The 25,351-nt window shown below is 70.7% G+C and carries 24 protein-coding genes; 14 read left to right on the plus strand and 10 right to left on the minus strand.

Annotated features, from left to right (window positions below):
* Nucleotides 1-147 precede the first annotated feature (147 nt).
* From ABT070_RS29135 to ABT070_RS29180, 10 genes are all read left to right on the plus strand, one after another.
* Complete coding sequence (locus ABT070_RS29135) at nt 148-1,113, plus strand: Rossmann-like and DUF2520 domain-containing protein (RefSeq protein WP_351764843.1); 966 nt, start codon at nt 148-150, stop codon at nt 1,111-1,113.
* Entirely contained in the window at nt 1,110-2,111 is a 1,002-nt protein-coding gene (gene panC, locus ABT070_RS29140; protein ID WP_351764844.1) for a pantoate--beta-alanine ligase, read from the plus strand. The genes ABT070_RS29135 and panC overlap by 4 nt, the downstream gene beginning before the upstream one ends.
* Entirely contained in the window at nt 2,108-3,823 is a 1,716-nt protein-coding gene (locus ABT070_RS29145; protein WP_351764845.1) for an L-aspartate oxidase, read from the plus strand. The genes panC and ABT070_RS29145 overlap by 4 nt, the downstream gene beginning before the upstream one ends.
* A 5-nt stretch (nt 3,824-3,828) precedes the next feature.
* Nucleotides 3,829-4,830, plus strand: coding sequence for a carboxylating nicotinate-nucleotide diphosphorylase (gene nadC / locus ABT070_RS29150; RefSeq protein WP_351764846.1), 1,002 nt, complete (start codon nt 3,829-3,831; stop codon nt 4,828-4,830).
* A 16-nt stretch (nt 4,831-4,846) separates the two neighbouring features.
* Nucleotides 4,847-5,644 carry a type III pantothenate kinase gene (locus tag ABT070_RS29155; protein ID WP_351764847.1) on the plus strand — a complete coding sequence of 266 codons (798 nt, stop codon included), beginning with the start codon at nt 4,847-4,849 and terminating at the stop codon, nt 5,642-5,644.
* Between the two features lie 142 nt (nt 5,645-5,786).
* Nucleotides 5,787-6,476 (plus strand): hypothetical protein, encoded by a 690-nt coding sequence (locus tag ABT070_RS29160; protein WP_351764884.1) that lies wholly within the window; start codon nt 5,787-5,789, stop codon nt 6,474-6,476.
* A 51-nt stretch (nt 6,477-6,527) separates the two neighbouring features.
* On the plus strand, nt 6,528-6,707 hold the full coding sequence (locus ABT070_RS29165) for a hypothetical protein (protein ID WP_351764848.1): 180 nt from the start codon (nt 6,528-6,530) through the stop codon (nt 6,705-6,707).
* 147 nt (nt 6,708-6,854) lie between these two features.
* Nucleotides 6,855-7,295 carry a BlaI/MecI/CopY family transcriptional regulator gene (locus tag ABT070_RS29170; RefSeq protein ID WP_351764849.1) on the plus strand — a complete coding sequence of 147 codons (441 nt, stop codon included), beginning with the start codon at nt 6,855-6,857 and terminating at the stop codon, nt 7,293-7,295.
* A 9-nt stretch (nt 7,296-7,304) separates the two neighbouring features.
* Nucleotides 7,305-7,853, plus strand: a complete 549-nt coding sequence (locus ABT070_RS29175) for an amino-acid N-acetyltransferase (RefSeq protein WP_020132477.1) — start codon at nt 7,305-7,307, stop codon at nt 7,851-7,853.
* A 226-nt stretch (nt 7,854-8,079) separates the two neighbouring features.
* Complete coding sequence (locus tag ABT070_RS29180) at nt 8,080-8,415, plus strand: histone-like nucleoid-structuring protein Lsr2 (RefSeq protein ID WP_351764850.1); 336 nt, start codon at nt 8,080-8,082, stop codon at nt 8,413-8,415.
* On the opposite strand, the gene ABT070_RS29185 is transcribed toward ABT070_RS29180, so the two are convergent.
* Nucleotides 8,394-9,035 carry an SCO3374 family protein gene (locus ABT070_RS29185; protein ID WP_351764851.1) on the minus strand — a complete coding sequence of 214 codons (642 nt, stop codon included), beginning with the start codon at nt 9,033-9,035 and terminating at the stop codon, nt 8,394-8,396. The genes ABT070_RS29180 and ABT070_RS29185 overlap by 22 nt on opposite strands.
* Before the next feature lie 430 nt (nt 9,036-9,465).
* Here ABT070_RS29185 and ABT070_RS29190 point away from each other — a divergent pair, with 430 nt between their 5' ends.
* On the plus strand, nt 9,466-11,994 hold the full coding sequence (locus ABT070_RS29190; protein ID WP_351764852.1) for an ATP-dependent Clp protease ATP-binding subunit: 2,529 nt from the start codon (nt 9,466-9,468) through the stop codon (nt 11,992-11,994).
* A gap of 93 nt (nt 11,995-12,087) precedes the next feature.
* Here the strand turns inward: ABT070_RS29190 and ABT070_RS29195 are convergent, their stop codons facing one another.
* Nucleotides 12,088-12,741 (minus strand): HAD family acid phosphatase, encoded by a 654-nt coding sequence (locus tag ABT070_RS29195; RefSeq protein ID WP_351764853.1) that lies wholly within the window; start codon nt 12,739-12,741, stop codon nt 12,088-12,090.
* Between the two features lie 518 nt (nt 12,742-13,259).
* Between ABT070_RS29195 and ABT070_RS29200 the strand changes: the two genes are divergently transcribed.
* Nucleotides 13,260-13,844 carry a M23 family metallopeptidase gene (locus ABT070_RS29200; RefSeq protein ID WP_351764854.1) on the plus strand — a complete coding sequence of 195 codons (585 nt, stop codon included), beginning with the start codon at nt 13,260-13,262 and terminating at the stop codon, nt 13,842-13,844.
* Between the two features lie 11 nt (nt 13,845-13,855).
* Here ABT070_RS29200 and ABT070_RS29205 read toward each other — a convergent pair whose 3' ends face one another.
* On the minus strand, nt 13,856-14,443 hold the full coding sequence (locus ABT070_RS29205) for a TetR/AcrR family transcriptional regulator (protein WP_351764855.1): 588 nt from the start codon (nt 14,441-14,443) through the stop codon (nt 13,856-13,858).
* Nucleotides 14,444-14,608: 165 nt separating this feature from the next.
* Between ABT070_RS29205 and ABT070_RS29210 the strand changes: the two genes are divergently transcribed.
* Nucleotides 14,609-16,195, plus strand: a complete 1,587-nt coding sequence (locus ABT070_RS29210) for an MDR family MFS transporter (protein ID WP_351764856.1) — start codon at nt 14,609-14,611, stop codon at nt 16,193-16,195.
* 225 nt (nt 16,196-16,420) lie between these two features.
* Here ABT070_RS29210 and cseC read toward each other — a convergent pair whose 3' ends face one another.
* The 5 genes from cseC to ABT070_RS29235 all read right to left on the minus strand — a co-directional run bounded on the left by cseC (nt 16,421) and on the right by ABT070_RS29235 (nt 21,208).
* On the minus strand, nt 16,421-17,755 hold the full coding sequence (gene cseC / locus ABT070_RS29215; RefSeq protein WP_451101605.1) for a two-component system sensor histidine kinase CseC: 1,335 nt from the start codon (nt 17,753-17,755) through the stop codon (nt 16,421-16,423).
* A 28-nt stretch (nt 17,756-17,783) separates the two neighbouring features.
* Nucleotides 17,784-18,485 carry a two-component system response regulator CseB gene (cseB, locus tag ABT070_RS29220; protein ID WP_351764858.1) on the minus strand — a complete coding sequence of 234 codons (702 nt, stop codon included), beginning with the start codon at nt 18,483-18,485 and terminating at the stop codon, nt 17,784-17,786.
* 300 nt (nt 18,486-18,785) lie between these two features.
* Nucleotides 18,786-19,448 carry a hypothetical protein gene (locus ABT070_RS29225; RefSeq protein WP_351764859.1) on the minus strand — a complete coding sequence of 221 codons (663 nt, stop codon included), beginning with the start codon at nt 19,446-19,448 and terminating at the stop codon, nt 18,786-18,788.
* Nucleotides 19,433-19,975, minus strand: coding sequence for a SigE family RNA polymerase sigma factor (locus tag ABT070_RS29230; RefSeq protein WP_069773156.1), 543 nt, complete (start codon nt 19,973-19,975; stop codon nt 19,433-19,435). Before ABT070_RS29230 ends, ABT070_RS29225 begins: the two co-directional genes overlap by 16 nt.
* Before the next feature lie 300 nt (nt 19,976-20,275).
* The gene (locus ABT070_RS29235) at nt 20,276-21,208 is read right to left on the minus strand and encodes an HhH-GPD family protein (RefSeq protein WP_351764860.1); all 933 of its coding nucleotides are present in this window, start codon (nt 21,206-21,208) and stop codon (nt 20,276-20,278) included.
* A 258-nt stretch (nt 21,209-21,466) separates the two neighbouring features.
* Between ABT070_RS29235 and ABT070_RS29240 the strand changes: the two genes are divergently transcribed.
* On the plus strand, nt 21,467-22,309 hold the full coding sequence (locus tag ABT070_RS29240) for a hypothetical protein (RefSeq protein WP_351764861.1): 843 nt from the start codon (nt 21,467-21,469) through the stop codon (nt 22,307-22,309).
* Nucleotides 22,310-22,339: 30 nt separating this feature from the next.
* On the opposite strand, the gene disA is transcribed toward ABT070_RS29240, so the two are convergent.
* Both disA and radA read right to left on the minus strand, forming a co-directional pair.
* Complete coding sequence (gene disA, locus ABT070_RS29245; protein WP_351764862.1) at nt 22,340-23,464, minus strand: DNA integrity scanning diadenylate cyclase DisA; 1,125 nt, start codon at nt 23,462-23,464, stop codon at nt 22,340-22,342.
* A gap of 93 nt (nt 23,465-23,557) precedes the next feature.
* Nucleotides 23,558-24,967, minus strand: a complete 1,410-nt coding sequence (gene radA, locus ABT070_RS29250; protein WP_351764863.1) for a DNA repair protein RadA — start codon at nt 24,965-24,967, stop codon at nt 23,558-23,560.
* Nucleotides 24,968-25,351 lie beyond the last annotated feature (384 nt).

Below are 25,351 nucleotides of genomic sequence, written 5' to 3' on the forward strand. Positions count from 1 at the left end.
CCCCGCCCGCCCCCGGGGCCGCCGGTCGGCAACGGGTGGGATAACCCACAGCCTGTGGACAACCGGACGCTCCCCGGACGGATAGCGTTAACATGACGAGAAATCGTCCGGTACCCGGAGCGGACTGGAACGGAAGGCCTCCGTCGCGTGAGTACAGCCCAACAGCCAGACCCCAGGGACCGTCCGGCACGGCTCGCCGTCGGCGTCGTCGGCGCCGGCCGGGTGGGCCCGGCCCTGGCCGCGTCCCTCCAGCTCGCCGGGCACCGTCCGGTCGCCGTCTCCGGTGTCTCCGACGCCTCCCGGCGGCGGGCCGCGCTGCTGCTGCCCGACGTGCCCCTGGTCCCGCCCGCCGAGGTTCTCCAGCGCGCCGACCTGGTGCTGCTGACCGTCCCCGACGACGCCCTGCCCGGGCTCGTGGAGGGGCTCGCCGAGACCGGCGCCGTACGGCCCGGCCAGCTGATCGTGCACACCTCGGGCCGGTACGGCGCGAGGGTCCTCGACCCGGTCCTGCGCGTGGGCGGGCTGCCGCTGGCCCTGCACCCGGCGATGACCTTCACGGGCAGCCCCGTCGACGTCCAGCGCCTGGCGGGCTGTTCCTTCGGCGTCACGGCGCCCGACGAGCTGCGGCTGGCCGCCGAGGCCCTGGTGATCGAGATGGGCGGCGAGCCGGAGTGGATCGCCGAGGACAGCAGGCCGCTCTACCACGCGGCCCTGGCCCTGGGCGCGAACCACCTGGTCACGCTGGTCGCCCAGTCCATGGAGCTGCTGCGGGCGGCCGGCGTCGAGGCCCCCGACCGGATGCTCGGCCCGCTGCTCGGCGCCGCCCTCGACAACGCGCTGCGCTCCGGCGACGGCGCGCTCACCGGCCCCGTCGCGCGCGGAGACGCGGGCACGGTCGCCGCACACGTCGCCGAGCTGCGCGAGCACGCCCCGCAGACCGTGGCCGGCTACCTGGCGATGGCCCGCGCCACCGCCGACCGCGCGCTCGCCCACGGGCTCCTCAAGCCCGAACTCGCCGAGGACCTCCTCGGGGTGCTCGCCGACGAAGCCCACGGCACCCCCGAGAACCCCGGCGCCTCGGGCCCGCACGGCACCGAAGGAGATGCCGGATGACCACCACCCTGCTGCGCACCGCCGCCGAACTGCACGCACGCACGCGTGGCGGCCGCCGGGCCGTCGTGATGACCATGGGCGCCCTGCACGAGGGCCACGCCACCCTTGTCCGCACCGCCAGGGAACTCGCCGGGCCGGACGGCGAGGTCGTCGTCACGGTCTTCGTCAACCCGCTCCAGTTCGGCCAGGGCGAGGACCTCGACCGCTACCCGCGCACCCTGGACGCCGATCTCAAGCTCGCCGAGCAGGCCGGCGCGGACGTCGTGTTCGCCCCGTCCGTGGACGAGGTCTACCCGGGCGGAGAGCCCCAGGTCCGCATCACCGCGGGCCCCATGGGCGAGCGACTTGAAGGCAGCTCCCGTCCCGGGCACTTCGACGGCATGCTCACCGTCGTCGCCAAGCTGCTGCACCTCACCCGGCCCGACACCGCCCTCTTCGGACAGAAGGACGCCCAGCAGCTCGCCCTGATCCGCCGCATGGCACGGGACCTGAACTTCGGCGTGGACATCGTCGCCGTGCCCACCGTGCGGGAGGAGGACGGGCTGGCCCTGTCCAGCCGCAACCGCTATCTGTCCGCCGGGGGCCGGCGCACCGCACTGGCCCTCTCCCAGGCCCTGTTCGCGGGCCGCGACCGGCACGCCGCACAGGAGGCGCTGCGGGCACGGGCGCGTGCCGTGCCCGCCACACGCGCGCGTGCCGAGGCGCTCAGCGCCATAGGGGAGTCCCGCGCGGCGGCCGACGCGCACGCTGTCGCCAAGGCCGCCCCCGGCAACCCGGCGGCCATCCGCGCGGCGGCCCGCCTGGTCCTCGACGAGGCCGCCCGGCTGGACCCGCCGCTGGAACTGGACTACCTCGCGCTGGTCGATCCGTCGGACTTCACGGAGATCACCGAGCTCGAGGACGACTTCACCGGCGAGGCCGTCCTCGCCGTCGCCGCCAGGGTCGGGACGACCCGGCTGATCGACAACCTCCCCCTCACCTTCGGAGCCGCCTCGTGACCAGCACAGGCATACGACTGCACGCGCCCGAGCCCGGGTGGAGCATCGCCGCGGACGTGGTGGTCGTCGGTTCCGGCGTCGCCGGCCTGACCGCGGCCCTGCGCTGCGAGGCCGCCGGCCTGACGACGGTAGTCGTCACCAAGGCCCGGCTCGACGACGGCTCGACCCGCTGGGCGCAGGGCGGCATAGCCGCGGCCCTGGGCGAGGGCGACACGCCAGAACAGCACCTGGACGACACGCTGGTGGCCGGCGCGGGCCTGTGCGACGAGGACGCCGTACGGATCCTCGTCACCGAGGGCCCCGACGCCGTGCATCGGCTGATCGAGACCGGCGCCCACTTCGACGAGTCCGAGGGAGGCGGCCTGGAGCTCACCCGCGAGGGCGGCCACCACCGACGCCGGATCGCGCACGCGGGCGGCGACGCGACCGGCGCGGAGATCTCCCGGGCGCTCGTCGAGGCGGTCCGCGCACGTGGTCTGCGCACGGTCGAGAACGCGCTCGTGCTGGACCTGCTGACCGACGCCGACGGCCGTACGGCAGGCGTCACCCTGCACGTCATGGGCGAGGGCCAGCACGACGGCGTGGGCGCCGTGCACGCCCCCGCGGTCGTCCTCGCGACCGGCGGCATGGGCCAGGTGTTCTCCGCCACCACCAACCCGTCGGTGTCCACCGGCGACGGCGTGGCGCTCGCCCTGCGCGCCGGCGCGGAGGTCTCCGACCTGGAGTTCGTCCAGTTCCACCCGACCGTGCTGTTCCTCGGCTCGGACGCCGAGGGCCAGCAGCCCCTCGTCTCCGAGGCCGTACGCGGCGAGGGCGCCCACCTGGTCGACGCGAACGGCGTGCGCTTCATGGTTGGGCAGCACGAGCTGGCCGAACTGGCGCCCCGGGACATCGTCGCCAAGGGCATCATGCGCCGCATGCAGGAGCAGGACGCCGAGCACATGTTCCTCGACGCCCGCCACTTCGGCGCCGACATGTGGGAGCACCGCTTCCCGACGATCCTGGCCGCCTGCCGGGTCCACGGCATCGACCCGGTCACCGAGCCCGTCCCGGTCGCCCCGGCGGCCCACTACGCCTCCGGGGGCGTGCGCACCGACTCCCGTGGCCGGACGACCGTGCCGGGCCTGTACGCGTGCGGCGAGGTCGCCTGCACCGGCGTGCACGGTGCGAACCGGCTCGCGTCGAACTCGCTCCTGGAAGGCCTCGTCTACGCCGAGCGGATCGTCACCGACATCGTGGAGAGCCGCACGGACGACGGCCTGCACGCGCGGGTGCCCGCGCCGGTCGAGCACCCGGAGAAGCCCGCGCACCCGCTGCTCGCCCCGGAGGCCCGGTTCGCCATCCAGCGGATCATGACGGACGGCGCGGGCGTCCTGCGTTCCGCCGAGTCCCTGGAGAAGGCGGCCGGCCAGCTGGTGCGGCTGCACGCCGAGGCCCGCGACGCCCTCGACGAGAACGGCAAGACGGCCGAGCCCGGCGTCGACACCTGGGAGGCCACGAACCTCCTGTGCGTGGCACGGGTCCTGGTCGCCGCCGCCCGGCAGCGCGAGGAGACCCGCGGCTGCCACTGGCGCGAGGACCACGCCGACCGAGACGACGCGAACTGGCGCCGGCACATCGTCGTACGGCTGAATCCGGACCGCACGCTCGCCGTACACACCACCGATACCGCAGACTTCCCCCCGACCCGGCAGCACCCCCAGGAGCAGTGACAGACGTGAGCACCCCCGACCTTCCCCTCGCCCAGAGCGGCGGCTGCGGCGACGGCTGTGCCTGTGGCGCCGACGCAGACACGGACTTCGCAGGCGAGGGATACGCCGAATACGCGGAGTGCGGCCTCGACCCCGCGCTCGCCCAGCTGCTTTCCGACGCCGGACTCGACCCCGTGGAGGTCGAGGACATCGCCAACGTCGCCATCCAGGAGGACCTGGCCCACGGCGTCGACGTGACCACCGTCGCGACCATCCCCGAGGAGGCGGTCGCCACCGCCGACTTCACCGCGCGCGAGGCGGGCGTGGTGGCGGGCCTCAGGATCGCCGAGGCGGTCGTCTCGGTCGTCTGCACGGACGAGTTCGAGGTCGAGCGGCACGTGGAGGACGGCGACCGCGTGGAGGCCGGCCAGAAGCTGCTGTCGGTCACCACGCGCACGCGTGACCTCCTCACCGCCGAGCGCAGCGCGCTCAACCTGCTGTGCCGGCTCTCCGGCATCGCCACCGCCACGCGCGCGTGGGCGGACGTCCTGGAGGGCACCAAGGCGCGCGTGCGGGACACCCGCAAGACGACACCCGGCCTGCGCTCCCTGGAGAAGTTCGCCGTCCGCTGCGGCGGCGGCGTCAACCACCGCATGTCGCTGTCCGACGCGGCGCTGGTCAAGGACAACCACGTGGTCGCCGCGGGCGGCGTCGCCCAGGCCTTCGAGGCGGTGCGGGAGACGTTCCCGGACGTCCCGATCGAGGTCGAGGTCGACACCCTGCACCAGCTGCGCGAGGTGGTCGAAGCAGGCGCCGACCTGATCCTGCTGGACAACTTCACGCCGGGCGAGTGCGCGGAGGCCGTCGGGGTCGTCGGCGGGCGCGCCCTGCTGGAGGCGTCGGGCCGGCTGACCCTCGTCAACGCCAAGGCGTACGCCGACACCGGCGTCGACTTCCTCGCCGTCGGCGCCCTGACGCACTCCTCGCCGATCCTGGACATCGGTCTGGATCTGCGAGCGGCGGAGTAGGGAACGGGGACCGGCCATGCTGCTGACGATCGACGTGGGCAACACGCACACCGTGCTCGGCCTGTTCGACGGTGAGGAGATCGTCGAGCACTGGCGGATCTCCACCGACGCCCGCCGGACCGCGGACGAACTGGCCGTGCTCCTGCAGGGCCTGATGGGTACGCACCCGCTGCTCGGAGAGGAACTGGGTGACGGCGTCGACGGGATCGCGATCTGCGCGACCGTGCCCTCCGTGCTGCACGAACTGCGCGAGGTGACCCGGCGCTACTACGGCGACGTGCCCGCCGTGCTGGTCGAACCCGGTGTGAAGACGGGGGTGCCGATCCTCTTCGACAACCCCAAGGAGGTCGGCGCCGACCGCATCATCAACGCGGTCGCGGCGAACGAGCTCTACGGCGGCCCGGCGATCGTCGTCGACTTCGGCACGGCGACGACGTTCGACGCGGTCAGCGCGCGCGGGGAGTACGTCGGCGGGGTCATCGCCCCCGGCATCGAGATCTCCGTCGAGGCGCTGGGCGTCAAGGCCGCACAGCTGCGCAAGATCGAGGTGGCCCGGCCGCGGAGCGTGATCGGCAAGAACACGGTCGAGGCGATGCAGTCCGGGATCGTCTACGGGTTCGCCGGCCAGGTCGACGGTGTGGTGACCCGGATGGCCCGCGAACTGGCGGACGACCCGGACGAGGTCACGGTGATCGCGACGGGCGGGCTGGCGCCGATGGTGCTCGGCGAGTCCTCCGTGATCGACGAGCACGAGCCGTGGCTGACCCTGATCGGGCTGCGCCTGGTGTACGAGCGGAACGTGTCCCGCATGTGAGCGGACGGGTGGGGGCGGGTGACCCGGGTGCCGGGGCCACCGGGGCGGATTGCGGACGCGCCACACCCGTCCCCTATGTCGAATTTGTCTGATTAGCGCGTATCGTCGCGGCATGCCCACGCCCTACGGATCCCGCGGCGGCATGGCGTTCGGCACGGAGGAGCTGCGAGTGCTCCGCCGCGCCCTCGCCCTCGCCCTCCACCCCGGCCCCGTCTCCGCCGAGGACATCCAGGACTGCCATCGCCTCGCCGAGTCCCTCGACGAGGCGATGCACGAGGCCGCCCGACTGCGGGCCTTCCTGGTGGCCGACCTCACCCGGTACCGCGCCGCTCTCCCCGGCACGGCCGCCGGCTACCTCACGCTCCTCGAGGAGGTACTGCCCACCGGATACCGGCCCGAGCCCGACGACCTCGCCGCCCTCCGCGCCCTGCGCGGCAACCCCACGGCCGCTGCCCTCCTGGGCCGCTGTCAGACGCTCGCCGAACGGGACGTACGCGCCCGTCTGGCCCGCCGGGCGGCCCACAGGGCCCCGGAGGCCGCCCCCACCGTCCCGGCGTCCCGTACCCGGCTCCTGGCCCTTCCCGGGGGCCTCTCCGGGGACGGCCGCGCCCGTCCGCCCGTCGCCGCCGGTGATCCGGGCGGACGCCCGGACGAGGAGCCGCGCAGTAAACCCGCCGGGAAGCCCGCCACGCCCGCCCCCGGTCCGGTCCCCGCCGAGCCCGCCCCGGAGCCCGCCCGGCGGCCCGTTCCCACGCCGGGCGAGGTCTTCCCGCGCCGCAGACCGACCCCGCCGCCCGCCGGTCCGGAGCAGCAGCGGCTGGCGGCCGGCTGACCCGGGCGACCCCGCCCCGATGTCCCGTTCCGCCCTGGCTACCCTGGTTCCATGGACTACGTCTCCGCGCTCGTGCCTCCCGTCGTCATGGCCGTGTTCTTCATCGGTGTGATCAGGGTGATCGTGAAGACCCAGGGCGGAGCGAACAAGGCCAAGGAGGACGCGGCGGTCGACGCCGTCCTCGCGCGCGCGGACGGCGCGCGTCAGGCCTCGGTGAGCCCCGACGCCTGACCGGCCCGCGACGCTCCCGCACCGCCCACGGCGTGCGGCTCTTTTCGGAGCCGCACGCCCTTTTTGTTCCCGTTTGCCGATGAAAGCGCACGTCCGGCACGCGATTGGCGAGATCTCCCACTATTGTTCTGAGCTGTGCCTCGTCCATTGGGAGAACTCGAAGACTCGGTCATGACGCGGGTGTGGAAGTGGAACCGCCCGGTGACCGTTCGAGAAGTCCTGGAAGACCTTCAGCAGGAACGGTCCATCGCGTACACCACGGTGATGACCGTTTTGGACAATCTCCATCAGAAGGGCTGGGTACGGCGTGAAGCCGAAGGCCGGGCCTATCGATATGAGGCGGTCTCGACCCGGGCCGCCTACGCGGCCGCCCTGATGAACGACGCCTGGGCGCAGAGCGACAACCCCGCCGCCGCTCTCGTCGCCTTCTTCGGGATGATGAGCGAGGAACAGCGCCACGCGCTTCGCGACGCCGTGCGCATGGTCCAGGGTCCGGAAACTGCCGAACCCGCGACTGCGGGGAGTCCGGAGAGTACGGGGAGTACCGGTGAGAACCCCGGCTCGGCGACGGAGGCCGACGGGCGATAGCGTCCGCTCATGTCAGCAGAGAGTCCCTCGGCCGAGAACCCCGAAGTCACCGCTAAAGCCATCACCGTCCGCCGGGCCCGGACCGGCGATGTCTCCGCCGTGCGCCGTCTCCTTGACGCCCATGTCCGCGGCGGCATCCTGCTGGACAAAGCGACGGTGACGCTTTACGAGGACATCCAGGAGTTCTGGGTCGCCGAACGCGACGACAACGCCGAGGTGGTCGGCTGCGGCGCCCTGCACGTGATGTGGGAAGACCTGGCGGAAGTCCGCACTCTCGCGGTGAAGCCCGGGCTCAAGGGCGCGGGCATCGGCCACCAGTTGTTGGAGAAGTTGCTCCACACCGCGCGCTGGCTCGGCGTTCGACGGGTTTTCTGTCTGACCTTCGAAGTCGACTTCTTCGGCAAGCACGGCTTCGTGGAGATCGGTGAGACGCCGGTCGACACCGATGTCTACGCGGAGCTGCTGCGTTCCTATGACGAGGGCGTCGCGGAGTTCCTCGGACTCGAACGAGTGAAACCGAACACCTTGGGCAACAGCCGGATGCTTCTGCATCTGTGATCGTCGACGTCCATTCACACCGACCCGTCTTGCCCGGGTTCCCTATGTCCGAAACGCGCACGTTTCCGGGCGAGGGGCGGGCTGCGGGCCCCTGCCGGGGGTTTGTGTTTTCCCAGCAAAAGCGGTTTGCTTTCCGACGTACTGCTGTACTGCATATAACAGGGCGCGGCTAAACGGCGTACGCCGCGGACCCCCGGCCCTCACGTTTTCGATGAAAGGAAATCCGGTGGCACAGAAGGTTCAGGTCCTTCTTGTCGACGACCTCGACGGCGGCGAGGCGGACGAGACCGTGACGTTCGCGTTGGACGGCAAGACCTACGAGATCGATCTCACGACTACCAATGCGGACAAGCTCCGTGGACTTCTCGAGCCCTACGTGAAGGGTGGCCGCCGTACCGGAGGCCGTGCCGCGGGCGGGCGTGGAAAGGCGCGTGCCGCTACCGGTGGCAGCCAGGACACGGCCCAGATCCGCGCGTGGGCCAAGGAAAACGGTCACGAGGTCAATGACCGCGGCCGCGTTCCGGCGTCCATTCGCGAGGCCTACGAGAAGGCCAACGGCTGAGCGCTCGCGCGCCGCAGCCGGACACGGTGACAGTGCGTCGCCAGCGTGTCCACCAGCCGTACGAGATCGGGGGCGCCCCCAACGCCCCCCAGTGCCGACATCGTCGGCAGCGAGGCCTCGGCCTCGCGCCCTGCCACGGGGGGCCGCAGCCAGACGGCGGCCCCCTGCACCGCTCCGGGACGGTGCGGGCCCGGATCGCGGCCCTGGCCCCCGGCGGGGGGCGGCAGCGGGGCCTCGATGAGTTCGCCCGCGCCGATCGCCGTCAGATCCAGTGGTAGCGCGCCCCACTCCAGCCACTGGAGGATCCCCGGCACCTCCTCCGCGCCGCCCGCCGCCACCAGCAGCCGCATCCGGTCGCCCCGCACGGCCACCGGCGAGCCCGGCGCCAGTCGCCGCAGCGCGGCGAGGCCCGCCTCGGCCGGCACTTCCAGCACGTCGAAGCGCTCGCCCACCAAAAGTCGTACCGGCTCCCCGGGCACCGTCGGCCAGCCCAGTTCGTTCTCGTACCAGCCGCGGATCCGGTCGGCCGGATCATCCGGGTCGAGCGGCCGTCGGGGGAGGGGGACCGTGAGGATCGCAGCGGCGGCCGAGCAGACAGCCGGTGGGACTGAGCCAACCATGCCAAGTGCAACCGCCGAAAAGGCCCGCGGGTTACGGTGGGTGTTTGGACGGATGCGCCCTGTGTCGACAAACGGGGCGCGTGGGGGTGTCGGGAGGCGGAAGGTTGTTCGCCCATAGCGGAGGGGACCGGTGCGCACGGCATGGACTGTCGGTAGCAGCGGGTAAGACATCCCTAGTGGGAGGGGGCGACACGCAGGAAAGGCCGTCTCACGTTCGCCATCGGCGTACTGGCGACTGGGGTAACTGCCTGGCCTGCGGGAACATCGTCTCGCACCATCGGGTTGGAGCAGATGTCGGCGTTCGGGGTCAGGAGGCCATCGACGGTGTCGGCAGTTGGAATGAGCGGTCCCCGCTTGCGGGACTAAGCTGCGGAAGGACAGGGAGGGGAAGTTCCCCCCACTGCCTGACCGCTCTGAGGAGCGATTAACGATGTTCGAGAGGTTCACCGACCGCGCGCGGCGGGTTGTCGTCCTGGCTCAGGAAGAAGCCCGGATGCTCAACCACAACTACATCGGCACCGAGCACATCCTCCTGGGCCTGATCCACGAGGGTGAGGGTGTCGCCGCCAAGGCCCTTGAGAGCCTCGGGATTTCGCTCGAGGCGGTCCGCCAGCAGGTGGAGGAGATCATCGGCCAGGGCCAGCAGGCCCCGTCCGGGCACATCCCCTTCACCCCCCGTGCCAAGAAGGTCCTGGAGCTGTCGCTCCGCGAGGCCCTTCAGCTGGGACACAACTACATCGGCACGGAGCACATCCTGCTCGGCCTGATCCGCGAGGGCGAGGGCGTCGCCGCCCAGGTCCTCGTCAAGCTGGGCGCAGATCTCAACCGGGTGCGGCAGCAGGTCATCCAGCTGCTCTCCGGTTACCAGGGCAAGGAGACCGCCGGCGCCAGTGGTGGCCCTGCCGAGGGCACGCCCTCGACGTCCCTGGTCCTCGACCAGTTCGGCCGGAACCTCACCCAGGCCGCTCGTGAGTCCAAGCTCGACCCGGTCATCGGGCGCGAGAAGGAGATCGAGCGGGTCATGCAGGTGCTGTCCCGCCGTACCAAGAACAACCCGGTCCTGATCGGTGAGCCCGGTGTCGGCAAGACCGCCGTCGTCGAGGGCCTCGCCCAGGCCATCGTCAAGGGCGAGGTGCCCGAGACCCTCAAGGACAAGCACCTCTACACCCTGGACCTCGGCGCCCTGGTCGCCGGTTCCCGCTACCGCGGTGACTTCGAGGAGCGCCTGAAGAAGGTCCTCAAGGAGATCCGCACCCGCGGCGACATCATCCTGTTCATCGACGAGCTGCACACGCTGGTCGGTGCGGGTGCCGCCGAGGGCGCCATCGACGCCGCTTCGATCCTGAAGCCGATGCTGGCCCGCGGTGAGCTCCAGACCATCGGTGCGACCACGCTGGACGAGTACCGCAAGCACCTGGAGAAGGACGCGGCCCTCGAGCGCCGCTTCCAGCCCATCCAGGTCGCGGAGCCGTCCCTGCCGCACACGATCGAGATCCTCAAGGGTCTGCGCGACCGGTACGAGGCGCATCACCGTGTCTCGATCACCGACGAGGCGCTGGTCCAGGCCGCCACCCTGGCCGACCGGTACATCTCGGACCGCTTCCTGCCGGACAAGGCGATCGACCTGATCGACGAGGCCGGTTCCCGGATGCGCATCCGCCGGATGACCGCGCCGCCGGACCTGCGCGAGTTCGACGAGAAGATCGCCGGCGTCCGCCGCGACAAGGAGTCCGCGATCGACTCGCAGGACTTCGAGAAGGCCGCCTCCCTCCGCGACAAGGAGAAGCAGCTCCTGGCCGCCAAGGCCAAGCGGGAGAAGGAGTGGAAGGCCGGCGACATGGACGTCGTCGCCGAGGTCGACGGCGAGCTGATCGCCGAGGTCCTCGCGACCGCCACCGGTATCCCGGTCTTCAAGCTGACCGAGGAGGAGTCGAGCCGCCTGCTGCGCATGGAGGACGAGCTCCACAAGCGGGTCATCGGCCAGATCGACGCCGTCAAGGCGCTGTCGAAGGCGATCCGTCGTACGCGTGCCGGCCTCAAGGACCCGAAGCGTCCCGGTGGTTCGTTCATCTTCGCCGGTCCGTCCGGTGTCGGTAAGACCGAGCTGTCCAAGGCGCTCGCCGAGTTCCTCTTCGGTGACGAGGACGCGCTGATCTCCCTCGACATGTCGGAGTTCAGCGAGAAGCACACGGTGTCGCGGCTCTTCGGTTCGCCCCCCGGATACGTGGGCTACGAAGAGGGCGGCCAGCTGACCGAGAAGGTCCGTCGCAAGCCGTTCTCCGTCGTCCTCTTCGACGAGGTCGAGAAGGCCCACCCGGACATCTTCAACTCGCTGCTCCAGATCCTGGAGGACGGTCGTCTGACCGACTCCCAGGGCCGGGTCGTGGACTTCAAGAACACGGTCATCATCATGACGACCAACCTCGGCACCCGGGACATCTCCAAGGGCTTCAACCTGGGCTTCGCGGCCTCGGGCGACAAGAAGTCGAACTACGAGCGCATGAAGAACAAGGTCTCGGACGAGCTCAAGCAGCACTTCCGGCCCGAGTTCCTCAACCGTGTCGACGACGTGGTCGTCTTCCCGCAGCTGACGCAGGAGGACATCCTCCAGATCGTCGACCTGATGATCGGCAAGGTCGACGAGCGCCTCAAGGACCGGGACATGGGCATCGAGCTCTCCCAGGCCGCGAAGGAGCTGCTGTCGAAGAAGGGTTACGACCCGGTGCTGGGTGCGCGTCCGCTGCGTCGCACCATCCAGCGCGAGATCGAGGACACGCTCTCGGAGAAGATCCTCTTCGGCGAGCTGCGCCCCGGTCACATCGTGGTCGTGGACACCGAGGGCGAGGGTGAGACCAAGACCTTCACCTTCCGTGGCGAGGAGAAGTCGGCCCTGCCCGACGTCCCGCCGATCGAGCAGGCGGCCGGCGGCGCCGGACCGAACCTGAGCAAGGACGCCTGACCCTCCGGGGACAGAGCGCGGAGAGGGGCCGGTGCTTCACAGCACCGGCCCCTTTCGCATGCGTTCCGCAGGCCCCGCACGGCCGTGCGAGTACTACGACAGCTGGCCGTCGTAGTCCGGCAGCTTGTACGTCGTCTCGGCGTGGCCGCCCGAGAGGTCGGTGGCGCTGTTGCCGATGTTCGCGATGATCGTGTAGCCCTTGGACTCGATGTCGACGCGCTGGGCGGTCTTGTAGGTGGCGACGTCCTTGAAGAGGTCCAGGAAGCCGCGTACGTAGAGACCGGAGACCTTGTAGCCGACGTACTTGAGGTTGTAGTCGGTCACCCCGGAGATGATGCCCGGGCGGGCGGTGACGAAGAACAGCGAGACGCCGTGCTCCTGGGCGTACTTGGCCACGTCGAGGACCGGCTTGTTGGCCGGCTGGGGGTAGCTGAAGCCGAAGTCGGTCTCCAGGGTGGTGTTGTCGATGTCGAAGACGATCGCCTGCTTCTCGCCCGGCTTGGTCGCGGCGATGCGCTGCTTCAGCGTCGGCAGGGCCTGGTTCATCACGGCCTGGCAGTCCTGCTGCCAGGTGGCGTAGTCGACGTCCTCGGCTGCGGCTGCGGCTGCGGCTGCGGCTGCGGTGGAGACGGTGGAGGTGCCGGTGGCCGTCGCGGCCTGGGCGCCGACCGGTACGGCCATCGCCGTGACGGCCGCCGTCGCCACGGCGGTCATGGCGATGCGGCGCGTCCAGCTGCCTCTGGTCATGTGTGGGGTCCTCTCGCGTCCTTGCGCTACCGGTGTCGTGAGCATGCTGATCGCTGGGGGTGGCCTGGGGGGAACCAGCGGGTTACTGGACGGTAGAGGCCGATGAGAGCCCGGTCACAGACCCGTGCATGCGAACGTGAGCGGGGTCACAAGTGCCCTGCGGGGTACGGGAGTAGTCGCCGTCACATTCCGAAGTCCCTTGCAGGGGACGGCCGGTGACATGGCGCACAGGCGATTCGGACCCTACTAGGCCGGTTAGTCGTAACCTGAATCGGACTAAAACGGACGTATACCCCAGAGGTCTCGATCCCCACTCGGGCCTCCGGTGTGGGCGAGTGTCGAATGTGTCCGGAAAGGGGGTTCTGTCAAGAAGTGGGAAGTTTTGGGGTGAAGTACTAGGTTCCGTCGTAGATCACACGTTTGGGGGTCTGTGGGCCCCGGGGTTACCAAGGGATGGCCACTTCGGCGGAGGTTCACGCCGGGTGGTTTCTTCTGTCCCCGTCCCCATGAGGTCTTCGATGTTCCAGCGCGTCACGTTCCGTTCTTCCCGTACGTCCCAGCTCCGCACTCGCGTGGTCGTCGGCGCCGCCGCCCTGGGCGCCTCGGTCGTGCTGGGGAGCGGAGTGGCGTCCGCCGCGGCGCCTGCTGCCGCACCCGCCGCCGCGAAGACGGCCGCCTCGGCCGCTTCCTGGATCGACCCGGTGAAGAAGTACACGCTGTCCGCCGGCTACGCCCAGGCCGGCGCGATGTGGCAGTCCACCCACAGCGGTCAGGACTTCGCCGTGCCGACCGGTACCAAGGTCATGGCCGCGCACGGCGGCACCGTGGTCAAGGCCGGCGGCAACGGCGCCGGTGACGGCCCCGCCTACGGCAACGCCATCGTGATCAAGCACTCCAACGGCGTCTACTCGCAGTACGCCCACCTCTCGAGCATCCACGTGAAGGTCGGCCAGGTCGTCAAGACGGGCCAGAAGATCGGGCTGTCCGGCAGCACCGGCAACTCCAGCGGTCCCCACCTGCACTTCGAGATCCGTACGACCGCGAACTACGGCTCGGCGATCAACCCGGTCACCTTCCTGCACGGCAAGGGCGTGAAGGTCTGACGCCGATGTGATCAGGTGCCCTGATGCGCCTGCGTCACCAGATCGATGGCGACCTCGAGGACGGCTGCGCGCTTGTCCTCGGGGTCGCCTTCGAGGTCCTGGAGGAAGAACATGCCGGCGTGCAGCGTGAAGATGGCGCTCACGCAGCGGACCTGGTCGGCGAGGGGGGCGTCCGGGTCGATGATGATGTCGCGCAGGCCCCGCAGGCGGTCCTTGAACGAGTCGCCGATCTGGAGCTCCCGCACCGTCGCCTGGTTCTCCTGCATGAAGCGGAAGAGCGGGGTCGCCTCGGAGAGGGCCCGGCTGTAGCGCCGTATGAGTTCCTGCTTGGTGTCCAGGGTGTGCGGCTGGTTCCCGCCCCACTCGATCAGGTCCTCGATCGGCTTCGTCAGATCCGTGAAGATGCCGACGATGATCTCTTCCTTGGTCTTGAAGTGGTAGTACAGGGCCGCCTTGGTGACCTCCAGTCGCTCCGCGATCTCGCGGAGAGAGGTCTTCTCGTAGCCCTGCTCCGCGAAGAGTTCGAGTGCGACGTCCTGGATGCGCTGGCGGGTGTTGCCGCGCCGCTGCTGCTTCGTGCCGTCCATGCTGACGTCCATTCTCGTGGTCCTCGCGCTCCCGCGAAACTTACTTGCCGTCCGGCTAGTTAGATGCGGAAACTTACTTGACGCCCGGCTAGTTGCAGGTCTACCTTCCCAGTGTAGTGAACTAGCCGGGCGGCAAGTAAGTAGCCGGCCGGGGGGAAGCCCAGGGGAGTGGCAACCATGGCGGACACAAAGACAGTCGAGACCGAGGCGGAGAAACAGCCGAGGAGCGTGCGGGTCGTCCTGCTCGCGCTGATGATCACGATGATGCTCGCGATGCTCGACAACATGATCGTGGGCACGGCGATGCCGACGATCGTCGGCGAACTCGGCGGGCTCGAACACCTGTCGTGGGTCGTGACCGCGTACACCCTCGCGACCGCGGCCTCCACCCCGATCTGGGGCAAGATCGGCGACATGTACGGGCGCAAGGGCGCCTTCATGACGTCCATCGTGATCTTCCTGATCGGCTCCGCGCTGAGCGGCATGGCCCAGAACATGGGCGAACTGATCGGCTTCCGCGCGATCCAGGGCCTCGGCGCCGGTGGTCTGATGGTCGGCGTCATGGCGATCATCGGTGACCTCATCCCGCCGCGGGAGCGCGGCAAGTACCAGGGCATGATGGCTGGCGTCATGGCGCTCGCGATGATCGGCGGCCCGCTGGTCGGCGGCACCATCACCGACAACTGGGGCTGGCGCTGGTCCTTCTACATCAACCTGCCGCTCGGCGTGGTGTCGCTGGCCCTCATCAGCGCCGTTCTGCACCTGCCGAGGAAGCGCTCGCAGTCGCGGATCGACTACCTGGGCGCCACGCTGCTGACCGTCGGCATCACCTCCATCGTCCTGGTCACCACCTGGGGCGGCTCGGAGTACGCCTGGTCGTCCGCGCGGATCATGGAGCTCATCGGGATCGGCGTCGCCTCCCTCATCGGGTTCGTGTTCTGGCAGACCAGGGCCGCCGAGCCGATCGTGCCGCTGCACATCTTCCGCAGCCGCAACTTCACCCTGATGTCGATCATCGGCTTCGTCACCGGCTTCGTGATGTTCGGCGCCACCCTCTTCCTGCCGCTGTACCAGCAGTCGGTGCAGGGCGCCTCCGCGACCAACTCCGGTCTGCTGCTCCTGCCGATGCTCGGCGCCATGCTGGTCACCTCGATGGTGGCGGGCCGGGTGACCACCAACAGCGGCAAGTACAAGATCTTCCCGTTGGTCGGCAGTGTCGCGATGGTCATCGGCCTGTACCTGCTGTCCACCATGGACACCGGGACCAGCCGCCTCACCTCCGGTGTGTTCATGGCCGTCGTCGGTCTCGGCATGGGCTGCCTCATGCAGATCACGATGCTGGTCGCGCAGAACAGCGTCGAGATGAAGGACATGGGCGTCGCTTCCTCGTCCACCACCCTCTTCCGTACGCTCGGCTCCTCCTTCGGTGTCGCGATCATGGGTGCGCTGTTCAACAACCGCGTCCAGGACGTCATGTCCGAGCGGGCCGGCGCGTTGGGTTCGAAGGTCACCGAGCAGTCCGCGCAACTGGACGCGGCCAGCCTGGCCAAGCTGCCCGCCGCGGCCCGGGAGGCCTACCAGCACGCGGTGTCGTCCGGCACCCACTCGGCGTTCCTGCTGGGAGCCGTGGTGGCGGTGGTCGCGCTGGTGGCGGCGGTGTTCGTCAAGGAGGTCCCGCTCAAGGGAGCTGGGCCGCAGAAGGACGGCGACGAGCCGGCCGACGGCGCTGCCGCGACGCAGCCGCCCCTGGTCGAGGCCGTCTGACCGCGCTGCTGTACACGCAGGCCCCCCGGCGGTGTCCGCCCCGGGGGGCCTGCGGTCTGTGCTGTGCGCCCGACCCGGCGCGGCTCTGCCTGTCGTGAGCCGGCGGCGCCGCTCTCCCGGCGGTGAGAGGGGCTGGCGACCGCCGGTACCCGGCACCGGACCGCCCGTGTCGTGCGCGCCGCCTCCCTGATCCCGTCGTGCCACGCGCCCGGACGGTGGCCGCCGTCACGGCATCGTCGGGTAGCTTCCCGTGTTCGTCGGCGCGTGCTCGGGCAGCCACAGGACGGCGACGGCACCCTCGGCGGGTATGTGCTCAGGGGCCCCCGCGGGCCGTACGTTGCGGAAGGTCAGCCGGGCGCCGAGCACCCGCGCCTGGCCCGCCGCGATGGTGAGCCCGAGCCCGTGTCCGTGCCCGGCCCGGTCGGCGCTGCCGGTGCGGAAGCGGCTGGGCCCCTCCGCGAGCAGGTTCTCGGGGAAACCGGGGCCGTGGTCGCGGACCCGGATGACCCGGCCCTCGACGGTGACCTGGATCGGCGGCTTGCCGTGCCGGGCGGCGTTGGCCAGCAGGTTGAACAGCACGCGCTCCAGGCGCCGGGGGTCGGTCGTGACCATCGACTCGTGCACCACCCGCACCTCGACGTCCGGGTCCTTGGCCGCGACCCGGCGAGCCACGAACTCGCCCAGCACGATGTCCTGCAGTTCCGCGCGCTCCGAGGCACCGTCGAGACGGGCCACCTCCAGCACGTCCTCGACCAGGGTGCGCATCGCCTTCGCCCGGTCCAGGACCAGCTCGGTCGGCCGGCCGGGCGGCAGCAGCTCGGCGGCCGTCAGCAGCCCCGTCACCGGGGTGCGCAGTTCGTGCGCGATGTCGGCGGTGACCCGGCGCTCGGCCTCCAGCCGCTCCTGCAGCGCGTCCGCCATGGCGTCCACCGCGCTCGCCAGGTCGTCGGTCTCGTCCCGTACGACCCCGCCGATGGCGTCCCGCACCCGCACGTTCGACTCGCCGCTCGCGACCTGGTTCGCCGCGGCCGCCGCCTTGCGCAGCCGGCGCGAGAGCTGCCCGCCGATGAGCACGCCGAGCGCGCTGCCGCCGAGCACGACCGCGATGGAACCGATCACCAGGGCCTGGTCGAGGTCCTTGAGGATGTCCGTGCTGCGGTCGGTGAAGCCGGTGTGCAGGGACAGCACGTGCCCGTCCTTGACCGGCACGGCCGCCCAGATGTCCGGCACCCCGCGCGTGCGGTCGGAGACGAACGTGGCCCGACGGCCCTCGTGGACCTTCTCCCGCAAGGACTGCGGCAGGCTGGAGTCGTCGATCTTGACGTTGGGGAAGTTCGGCCGCCCCGACTGCTCGTAGTTGCGCTGGGCGATCTGAATGCGCTCGTCGGCGAGATCGCGCGCGTTGTCCAGCATGGACACGCGTGCGGCGTTGTGCACGACCAGGCTGAGCGCGATCGCCACCAGCGCACCGACCAGCGCGATCGCCGCGCTCAGCTTCCACCGCAGCCCCGTACGGATGCCCACCCGCTCTCTGCGAGCCGGAACCAGCTGCCGGATCATCCCCCGCATCCTTCCGCCCCTGCCCCGCTCAGGCTTTCAACTTGTAGCCGAAACCGCGGACCGTCTCGATACGGTCCTGGCCGATCTTCGTCCGCAGCCGCTGCACATGGACGTCCACGACCCGGGTGTCGCCGCCCCAGCCGTAGTCCCACACCCGCTCCAGCAGTTTGTCGCGCGAGAGGACCGTGCCCGGAGCGGAGGAGAACTCCAGCAGCAGGCGCATCTCGGTCGGGGTCAGCGCCACCGGCTGCCCGGCCCGGCGCACCTCCATGCCCTCCGTGTCGATCTCCAGATCGCCGAACGACAGCACACCGCCGGCCGCGGAGACCTCGGGCTCGGTACGGTCGCCGCCGCCCGCGTGTCCGAAGCGCCGCAGCACGGCGCGGATCCGGGCGACCAGCACGGCGCCGTCGAAGGGCTTGGTCACGTAGTCGTCGGCGCCGGCCTCCAGACCGAGGACGACGTCGATGGAGTCGGCGCGCGCCGACAGCATGATCACCGGCACGGTGGATTCGTCCCGGATGCGCCGGCACAGGCTCACCCCGTCCAGGCCGGGCACCATGACGTCCAGCAGCGCGATATCGGGGCGGTCGGCACGGAACGCCTCCAGGCCCGACAGGCCGTCGGGCATCGCGGTGACCACGAAGCCGTCCCGCTCGAGGGCGAGCTGGGTGGCCTCGCGGATGACGTCGTCGTCCTCGACGAACAGGACGTGGGTCTGGTCTGCCATCCCGGTGCTCTCAGTTCTCGTATGCGGTCTCGTGTGCGTGCGGGTCGTCAGTCTGACGGGCTTCCGCCCGCGCCCAGTCGCTCACCTGTCGGTGAACTGTCGTGTGTGTCCCTTGCTTGGACGCGTGGAGCGCGGCGAGCGTTCACTTCGCGCACGATCCCTGTCCTTCTCCGTGCGGTCCGTCCTCGCGCGCCCCCGCTCGTCACTGCCCGTCCTCGCCCGTCCATCCATTGATCGGAACGAGCGGCCCGATCGGTTCACGCTGCCGGAGAATTTTTCGGCCGGCCGCGTCCGGGCAGGTCAGCTCGGTTCCGGCGCCACCGTGGGCTCGTCACCGACGACGCTGCTGTAGTCGTTGTGCCAGCTGTACTCCTTCACGAAGCGGCCCGAGGTCCAGCGGTACGTGATCACGTTCTCGCCGGACGGGTCGGAGACCGGGTCGCCCTTCTCGTACACCTGCTTGGTCACCACCAGGTCGCCCCGGTCCATCTCCGCGTAGACGGGAGGCTCCTCGGCCTGGAACACGTTCCGGTAGCCGCCGCCGCCGTCCTTCCGGTACACGTACGAGCCCATGCCGACGACGTCACCGCAGGTGAGCACGTTGACGATGATGTCGTCGCCGGAGCCGCCGGTGAGGTCGCCGTACGACACGTCGACCGGGTACTCGTCGCCGACGCAGGGCTGCAGCTCGCGCTTGACCTCCGCCGAGACCTCGGGGTCGTCCTTGATCAGCCGGACCGCCTCCGTCGGGTCGGGGGGGCCGGTGGAGGCGGCCGACGGGGAGATGCCGGCGCCCGCCACCGCGTCGGAGTGAGCCGGGCCCTCGTCACGGGCGCCGGTGCCGCCGGTGGCGCAGGCGGAGGCGAAAAGGGCGAGGGCGGCGAGCACGGACATCGCCGTGATCGCCGCCTGGATGGTGCTTCGGGCCGGTGTGGGCCCGGCCTCGGTCAGGCCGCCGCGCAACGCTCCCGCTCCTCACGCTCCAGCGCGCGTGCGTCCAGATCGCGGGCTTCCAGCTCCTCGCGGAGCCGGGCGAGCGCCCGGTGCAGCGTGCTCTTGACCGTTCCGGCCGACATGCCGAGGGCGGCGGCCGTCTCCTCCGTGGACATCTGCTCCCAGTGTCGCAGCACCACGACACTGCGCTGCTTCGGAGCGAGCACCTTCATCGCGTCCATCAGCAGGGCGCGGTCGGCGTGCTGCTCGGTGGAGTCGTCCACACAGGCGTCCGGGAGCTGCTCGGTGGGGACCTCCTCGAGCTTGCGGGCCCGCCACCACTCGGTGCGCGTGTTGATCATGACCCGGCGCAGGTAGGCGTCCGCGAGCCGCTTGTCCGCGATGCCGTCCCAGCGGCCGTACGTCCGGGCCAGCGCGGTCTGGAGGAGGTCCTGCGCGTCGACCGGGTCCGGGACCAGACGCCGGGCGCTGCGCAGCAGCGCGTCCTGCCGCGTACGGACGTATTCCTCGAACTCGAGCACCTCGCCCTGTGCCATGGTCAACCGCCTCCGATTCCCCGTACCGGCGGACTGCCGCCGCCGGTTCACTGCCTGTGGTCTGTCGCCCCCGTGGTCCTGCCGGGTACGCAAATGAAGCTACGGAGGTGTTGTCACGGCGTTGTCCGAGGCAGCCTGCGGCCAGCGCTCAGCTGTCCGTCGGTTGTGTAACGGAAATAGGTTTGGGGTAAAGGAACAGGCCGAATGGCTCGACTGTGCGGTGATTTGTCCGGCTGTTGGGCGTGACAAAGGGCCGGTGACGGCCGTGATGAAGCCGCACACCTGTGAAATGACCGTGCGTCAGGTCAGCGGCAGGCGGTACAGCCCGCCCGGGAGCGGCTCCACGAGTCCGTCCGCGACGAGGCCGTCCAGCGCACGCGCGCGCTGCACCGGCTCGTGCCACACCTGGTCCAGGGCGGCCTGCGGCACGGGGGTGTGCGCGTCCCGCAGGACGGCCAGCAGCTTGCCCCGGACCTGCCGGTCGGTGCCCGCGTACGTCTGGCCCCGGCGCGGCGGGCCGTCGTGCTCCGGCTTGCCCGCGAGCCGCCAGGCGCACTGCGCCGCGATCGGGCAGCGCACGCACGTCTCGTTCTTCGCCGTGCAGACGAGTGCGCCGAGCTCCATGGACGCGGCCGCCCAGCGTGCGGCGGTCGGCTCGTCGTCGGGCAGCAGGGCGCGGGCCAGCTTGCGCTCGGCGGCCGTGGTGGCGTTCGGCGGGTACCGCACGCCCGTGACGGCGCGCGCGAAGACGCGGCGGACGTTGGTGTCCAGGACGGCGTGCCGCTGCCCGTAGGCGAAGGAGGCGACCGCCGCGGCCGTGTACTCGCCGATGCCGGGCAGTGCGAGCAGCTGCGCGTGGCCCGAGGGCACGTCGCCGCCGTGCCGTTCCGTTATCGCCACCGCCGCGCCGTGCAGCCGCAGGGCGCGGCGCGGATAGCCGAGCCGCCCCCACGCGCGTACGGCCTCGCCCGGGGCCTCGGCGGCCAGGTCCTCGGGGCGCGGCCAGCGGGCGAGCCACTGCTCGTAGACCGGCAGGACACGGCTGACCGGTGTCTGCTGGAGCATGAACTCGCTGACCATCACGCCCCACGCGCCGGCCTCGGGGCGTCGCCAGGGCAGGTCACGGGCGTTCTCGTCGAACCAGTCGATCACCGGGGAGTGGAGGTCCGCCGCGGTGGCGTCGACGTCGGCGCGGGCGGGGGATCGGTGCGGGGGCTTCGTGGGCGCAGTCATGGCTCTTCCGATCCTGCCATGCGGAACGGGGCACGCGCGCGTACCGCCACTCGCCCGGGCGGGGCCCCGCGGGCGCGTCACGCGCGCGTGCCCGGGGTCGTGGCCAGAGGTGCAACGGGTGTGATCGGCGAGGAGGGTGGCCGCGCGGACCGAAGTCGGGTACGGGGAGACGGTTTCCGGGATGATGATCCGGAAAAGTTGCGCTCCGAGCGGCGGGTGGGGCCGGTTAACCCGTCGATCTCTCGTACAGTTTGCGCCGTGGGATCTCTGCGCAATCCGGTCGGGCCGCTTCCCTCCTCCATCTACTGGCGTCGGAGGGTCGTACTGCTGTCCGTGTGCGCCCTGTTGGCACTGGTGACCCTGTGGGTGGTGACCTCGGGCGGGGGCGGCGGCAAGAACGGCGCCGACGGCGGCGGAGGCAAGAATCCCGCCTCCTCGATCACGCCGGGGCCGTCCGGATCGGGGCCCGCGATCAGCCAGAATCCGGGGGGCCGCGACGAGTCGGGCGACGGCACCTCCAGCGGGTCCGGTTCGGGATCAGGCTCGGGCGACGGCGCCGGCTCGGGCGGCTCTGACGGCGACTCGGCGGGTGCCGGCAGTACCGACGACGGTGCCAACGGCAGTGACAGCGGCAGTGGCAGCGGTGGCAGTGCCGGCGCCGGCGGCACGGGGACGACGCTGCCGGCCGGGACGACCCTGCCCAACTGCACCGCGGGCGTGGTCACGTTGACCTTGCGGAGCGTCCAGAACTCCTACTCGCCCGACCAGGCGCCCACGTTCCAACTGATCGCGAAGAACGCCTCGGGGAGCGACTGCAAGGTCGATCTCGGCCCGAAGGCCGCGGTGTTGACGATCACTCAGACGGGCGGCGACGACGCGTACTGGTCTTCCGCCGACTGCCCCAGGACGGCCGGGAGCCTGCTGTACCGGGTGCCGGCCGGGGACAGCTTCACGTACACCGTGAAGTGGGACCGCAAGCCGAGCGCCCCCGAGTGCGCGACGCCTCCGGCGGGGGCGGCGAAAGCCGGTACGTATCTGGTGGAGGCGAAGGCCCCCGGGTTCGCCAAGGCGCAGACGTCGTTCGTGCTGAAGGACGACTAGACCGACCCGGCGGAGTCGGCCGGACAGGCCCTAGACGTACCGCTCCAGGATCGACGACTCCGCCAGCCGTGACAGGCCCTCGCGGACGCTGCGGGCCCGCGCCTCGCCCACGCCGTCGACCGTCTGGAGGTCGTCGACGCTCGCGGCGAGGAGCTTCTGGAGGCCGCCGAAGTGCTCGACGAGGCGGTCGATGATGGCGCCGGGCAGCCGCGGCACCTTGGCCAGCAGACGGAAGCCGCGAGGGGAGACCGCCGAGTCGAGTGCCTCGGGGGAGCCGGTGTAGCCCAACGCGCGCGCCACCGTGGACAGTTCGAGGAGTTCGGCGTGGCTCAGGGCGTTCAGCTCGTACAGCGCCTCGTCGACCGTGCGGGAGCGCTTGGCGGTGGGCTCGGGCACGTAGTCCCGGACCACCAGCTCGCGCTCCGGCTCCACGCCCGCGATCAACTCGTCGAGCTGGAGGGAGAGCAGTCGTCCGTCCGTGCCCAGTTCGACCACGTATTCGGCGATTTCGGTGGCGATGCGGCGCACCATCTCCAGCCGCTGGGCCACCGCGGAGACGTCCCGGACCGTCACCAGGTCCTCGATCTCCAGCGCTGACAACGTTCCCGCGACCTCGTCCAGGCGGAGCTTGTAGCGCTCCAGGGTCGCCAGCGCCTGGTTCGCGCGGGACAGGATCGCCGCGGAGTCCTCCAGGACGCGGCGCTGTCCGTCGACGTACAGGGCGATCAGACGCATGGACTGGGACACCGAGACGATCGGGAAGCCGACCTGCTTGCTGACCCGGTCCGCCGTACGGTGCCGGGTGCCCGTCTCCTCCGTGGGGATCGTGGGGTCCGGCACCAGCTGGACTCCGGCCCGAAGGATCTTCGACAGGTCGGAGGAGACCACGATGCCGCCGTCGAGCTTGCACAGCTCACGCAGGCGCGTGGCCGCGAACTCCACGTCCAGGACGAACCCGCCCGTGCACATCGACTCGACCGTCTTGTCGGAGCCCAGCACGATGAGTCCGCCGGTGTTGCCGCGAAGGATCCGCTCCAAGCCGTCGCGAAGGGCGGTGCCGGGAGCCACCGCGCTCAGCGCGGCGCGCATCAGGCCGTCGGCACCGGAACTCCCGCCGGACTTTCCGGGAGCTGCCGCCCGGTCGTTGGCTGCCACTGCACTCCTCCGGTCACAGGTCTGGGACGCCCCCGTTTCGCGCACTCGTTTCGCGCACTCGTTTCGTACGGACGGGCGAGACCAGGGCAAAGTCTACCGGCGCTGCTCCGCCTCCCGTGGGGCGTCTCGTCGAGGGGAGCGCGGCAGGACCCGCAGGGCGTCCCCTATGTCCGCGACCTCCAGGACCTTCATGCCCGCGGGGATCTTGCCGGGATCGCCCGGCACGAGCGCGTGCGTGAAGCCCAGACGGTGCGCTTCCGAGAGCCTGCGCTGGACGCCGGTGACCCGTCTGACCTCGCCCGCAAGCCCGACTTCGCCGATCGCGACCAGGTTCTTGGGCAGTGGGGTGTCACTCGCGGCGGAGGCCAGGGCGAGGGCGATCGCCAGGTCCGCGGCGGGCTCCGAGAGCTTCACGCCGCCGACCGTCGCCGAGTAGATGTCCCGCTTGCCCAGGGCGCTGATCCGCCCGCGCTGCTCCAGGACGGCCAGCATCATCGAGACCCGGGAGGTCTCCAGGCCGGACGTCGTGCGACGGGGCGAGGGGATCTGGGAGTCGACGGTGAGGGCCTGCACTTCGGCGACCAGGGGGCGGCGGCCCTCCAGGGTGACCGTCAGACAGGTGCCCGGGACCGGTTCGTCACGTCGGGTCAGGAAAAGTCCGCTCGGGTCCGCAAGGCCCGTAATGCCCTCGTCGTGCAGTTCGAAGCAGCCGACCTCGTCGGTGGCGCCGTAGCGGTTCTTCACGCCCCGCACCAGGCGCAGACGCGCGTGGCGGTCCCCCTCGAAGCTCAGCACGACGTCCACGAGGTGTTCGAGGAGACGGGGACCGGCGATCGCGCCGTCCTTCGTGACATGGCCCACCAGAAGCGTGGACATGCCGCGTTCCTTGGAGACGCGGATCAGGGCGCCGGCGACCTCGCGGACCTGCGCCATGCCGCCGGGCGCTCCGTCGATCTCCGGAGAGGCCACCGTCTGCACCGAGTCCATGATCAGCAGTGACGGCTTCACCGCGTCCAAGTGACCCAGGACGGCCGCCAGATCGGTCTCGGCGGCCAGATACAGGTGGTCGTCGATGGCGCCGATGCGGTCGGCGCGCAGCCGGACCTGGGAGGCCGATTCCTCACCGGTCACATACAGCGTGCGGTGTTCGTCGCTCGCCGACTTGGCCGCCACGTCCAGCAGGAGGGTCGACTTGCCGACGCCCGGCTCGCCGGCCAGCAGGACGACCGCGCCCGGTACGAGTCCGCCGCCGAGGACCCGGTCCAGCTCGGGCACGCCGGTGGGGCGGGCGGTGGCCTGGCGCACGTCGACCTGGCCGATGGGCAGGGCGGACGTGGTGACGCGCCCCGGCGTCGTCGTACGGACCGCGGGCGTGCCGTACTCCTCGACCGTCCCCCAGGCCTGGCACTCGGGGCAGCGGCCGAGCCACTTGGCCGTCTGCCAGCCGCACTCCGTGCAGCGGTAGGACGGACGGTCCTTGGTGGTCTTCGTACGGGCAGCCATGGGGAAACCGTAACCGCCGCCACCGACAGCCCGACCCGCCTGTGGACGACCGTCCTCGCCGGACACCGGTCCAGAGCGCTCCGGCGGTGCTCCGGAGGGGCTTCGGCAGGGCTTCGGCAGGGCTTCGGCGGTGCTCCGGAAGTGCCTCGGCAGGGCTCCGGAGGTGCCTCGGCAGCGCTCCGGCGGAGTCTCGGCGGCGCCCCGCGTGGGCCCGCGCCCCCCGGAAGAGGGCAGGCACCCCTTGTGATTCGGCCACGCCCCGTCACGAACGAGCCATGGGACCCCCCTTCCCTGTCCCCTTATGAGGGATCGTTTCACCCGTACGGATTAAAAGGACTCAAGGGACAAGTAGACCTAGTTCCGCGCCGCCTACGGTCGCACGGG

This window comes from Streptomyces sp. NPDC002884, assembly GCF_040295245.1.
Lineage (GTDB): Bacteria > Actinomycetota > Actinomycetes > Streptomycetales > Streptomycetaceae > Streptomyces.

Excerpts from the sequence above, each read along its gene's own strand:
- panC (WP_351764844.1), top strand. The coding sequence starts at position 1,110 with ATGACCACCACCCTGCTGCGCACCGCCGCCGAACTGCACGCACGCACG.
- ABT070_RS29155 (WP_351764847.1), top strand. The coding sequence starts at position 4,847 with ATGCTGCTGACGATCGACGTGGGCAACACGCACACCGTGCTCGGCCTG.
- ABT070_RS29160 (WP_351764884.1), top strand. The coding sequence starts at position 5,787 with ATGGCGTTCGGCACGGAGGAGCTGCGAGTGCTCCGCCGCGCCCTCGCC.
- ABT070_RS29165 (WP_351764848.1), top strand. The coding sequence starts at position 6,528 with ATGGACTACGTCTCCGCGCTCGTGCCTCCCGTCGTCATGGCCGTGTTC.
- ABT070_RS29175 (WP_020132477.1), top strand. The coding sequence starts at position 7,305 with ATGTCAGCAGAGAGTCCCTCGGCCGAGAACCCCGAAGTCACCGCTAAA.
- ABT070_RS29185 (WP_351764851.1), bottom strand. The coding sequence starts at position 9,035 with ATGGTTGGCTCAGTCCCACCGGCTGTCTGCTCGGCCGCCGCTGCGATC.
- ABT070_RS29190 (WP_351764852.1), top strand. The coding sequence starts at position 9,466 with ATGTTCGAGAGGTTCACCGACCGCGCGCGGCGGGTTGTCGTCCTGGCT.
- ABT070_RS29195 (WP_351764853.1), bottom strand. The coding sequence starts at position 12,741 with ATGACCAGAGGCAGCTGGACGCGCCGCATCGCCATGACCGCCGTGGCG.
- ABT070_RS29200 (WP_351764854.1), top strand. The coding sequence starts at position 13,260 with ATGTTCCAGCGCGTCACGTTCCGTTCTTCCCGTACGTCCCAGCTCCGC.
- ABT070_RS29205 (WP_351764855.1), bottom strand. The coding sequence starts at position 14,443 with ATGGACGTCAGCATGGACGGCACGAAGCAGCAGCGGCGCGGCAACACC.
- ABT070_RS29210 (WP_351764856.1), top strand. The coding sequence starts at position 14,609 with ATGGCGGACACAAAGACAGTCGAGACCGAGGCGGAGAAACAGCCGAGG.
- cseC (WP_451101605.1), bottom strand. The coding sequence starts at position 17,755 with ATGATCCGGCAGCTGGTTCCGGCTCGCAGAGAGCGGGTGGGCATCCGT.
- cseB (WP_351764858.1), bottom strand. The coding sequence starts at position 18,485 with ATGGCAGACCAGACCCACGTCCTGTTCGTCGAGGACGACGACGTCATC.
- ABT070_RS29230 (WP_069773156.1), bottom strand. The coding sequence starts at position 19,975 with ATGGCACAGGGCGAGGTGCTCGAGTTCGAGGAATACGTCCGTACGCGG.
- ABT070_RS29235 (WP_351764860.1), bottom strand. The coding sequence starts at position 21,208 with ATGACTGCGCCCACGAAGCCCCCGCACCGATCCCCCGCCCGCGCCGAC.
- radA (WP_351764863.1), bottom strand. The coding sequence starts at position 24,967 with ATGGCTGCCCGTACGAAGACCACCAAGGACCGTCCGTCCTACCGCTGC.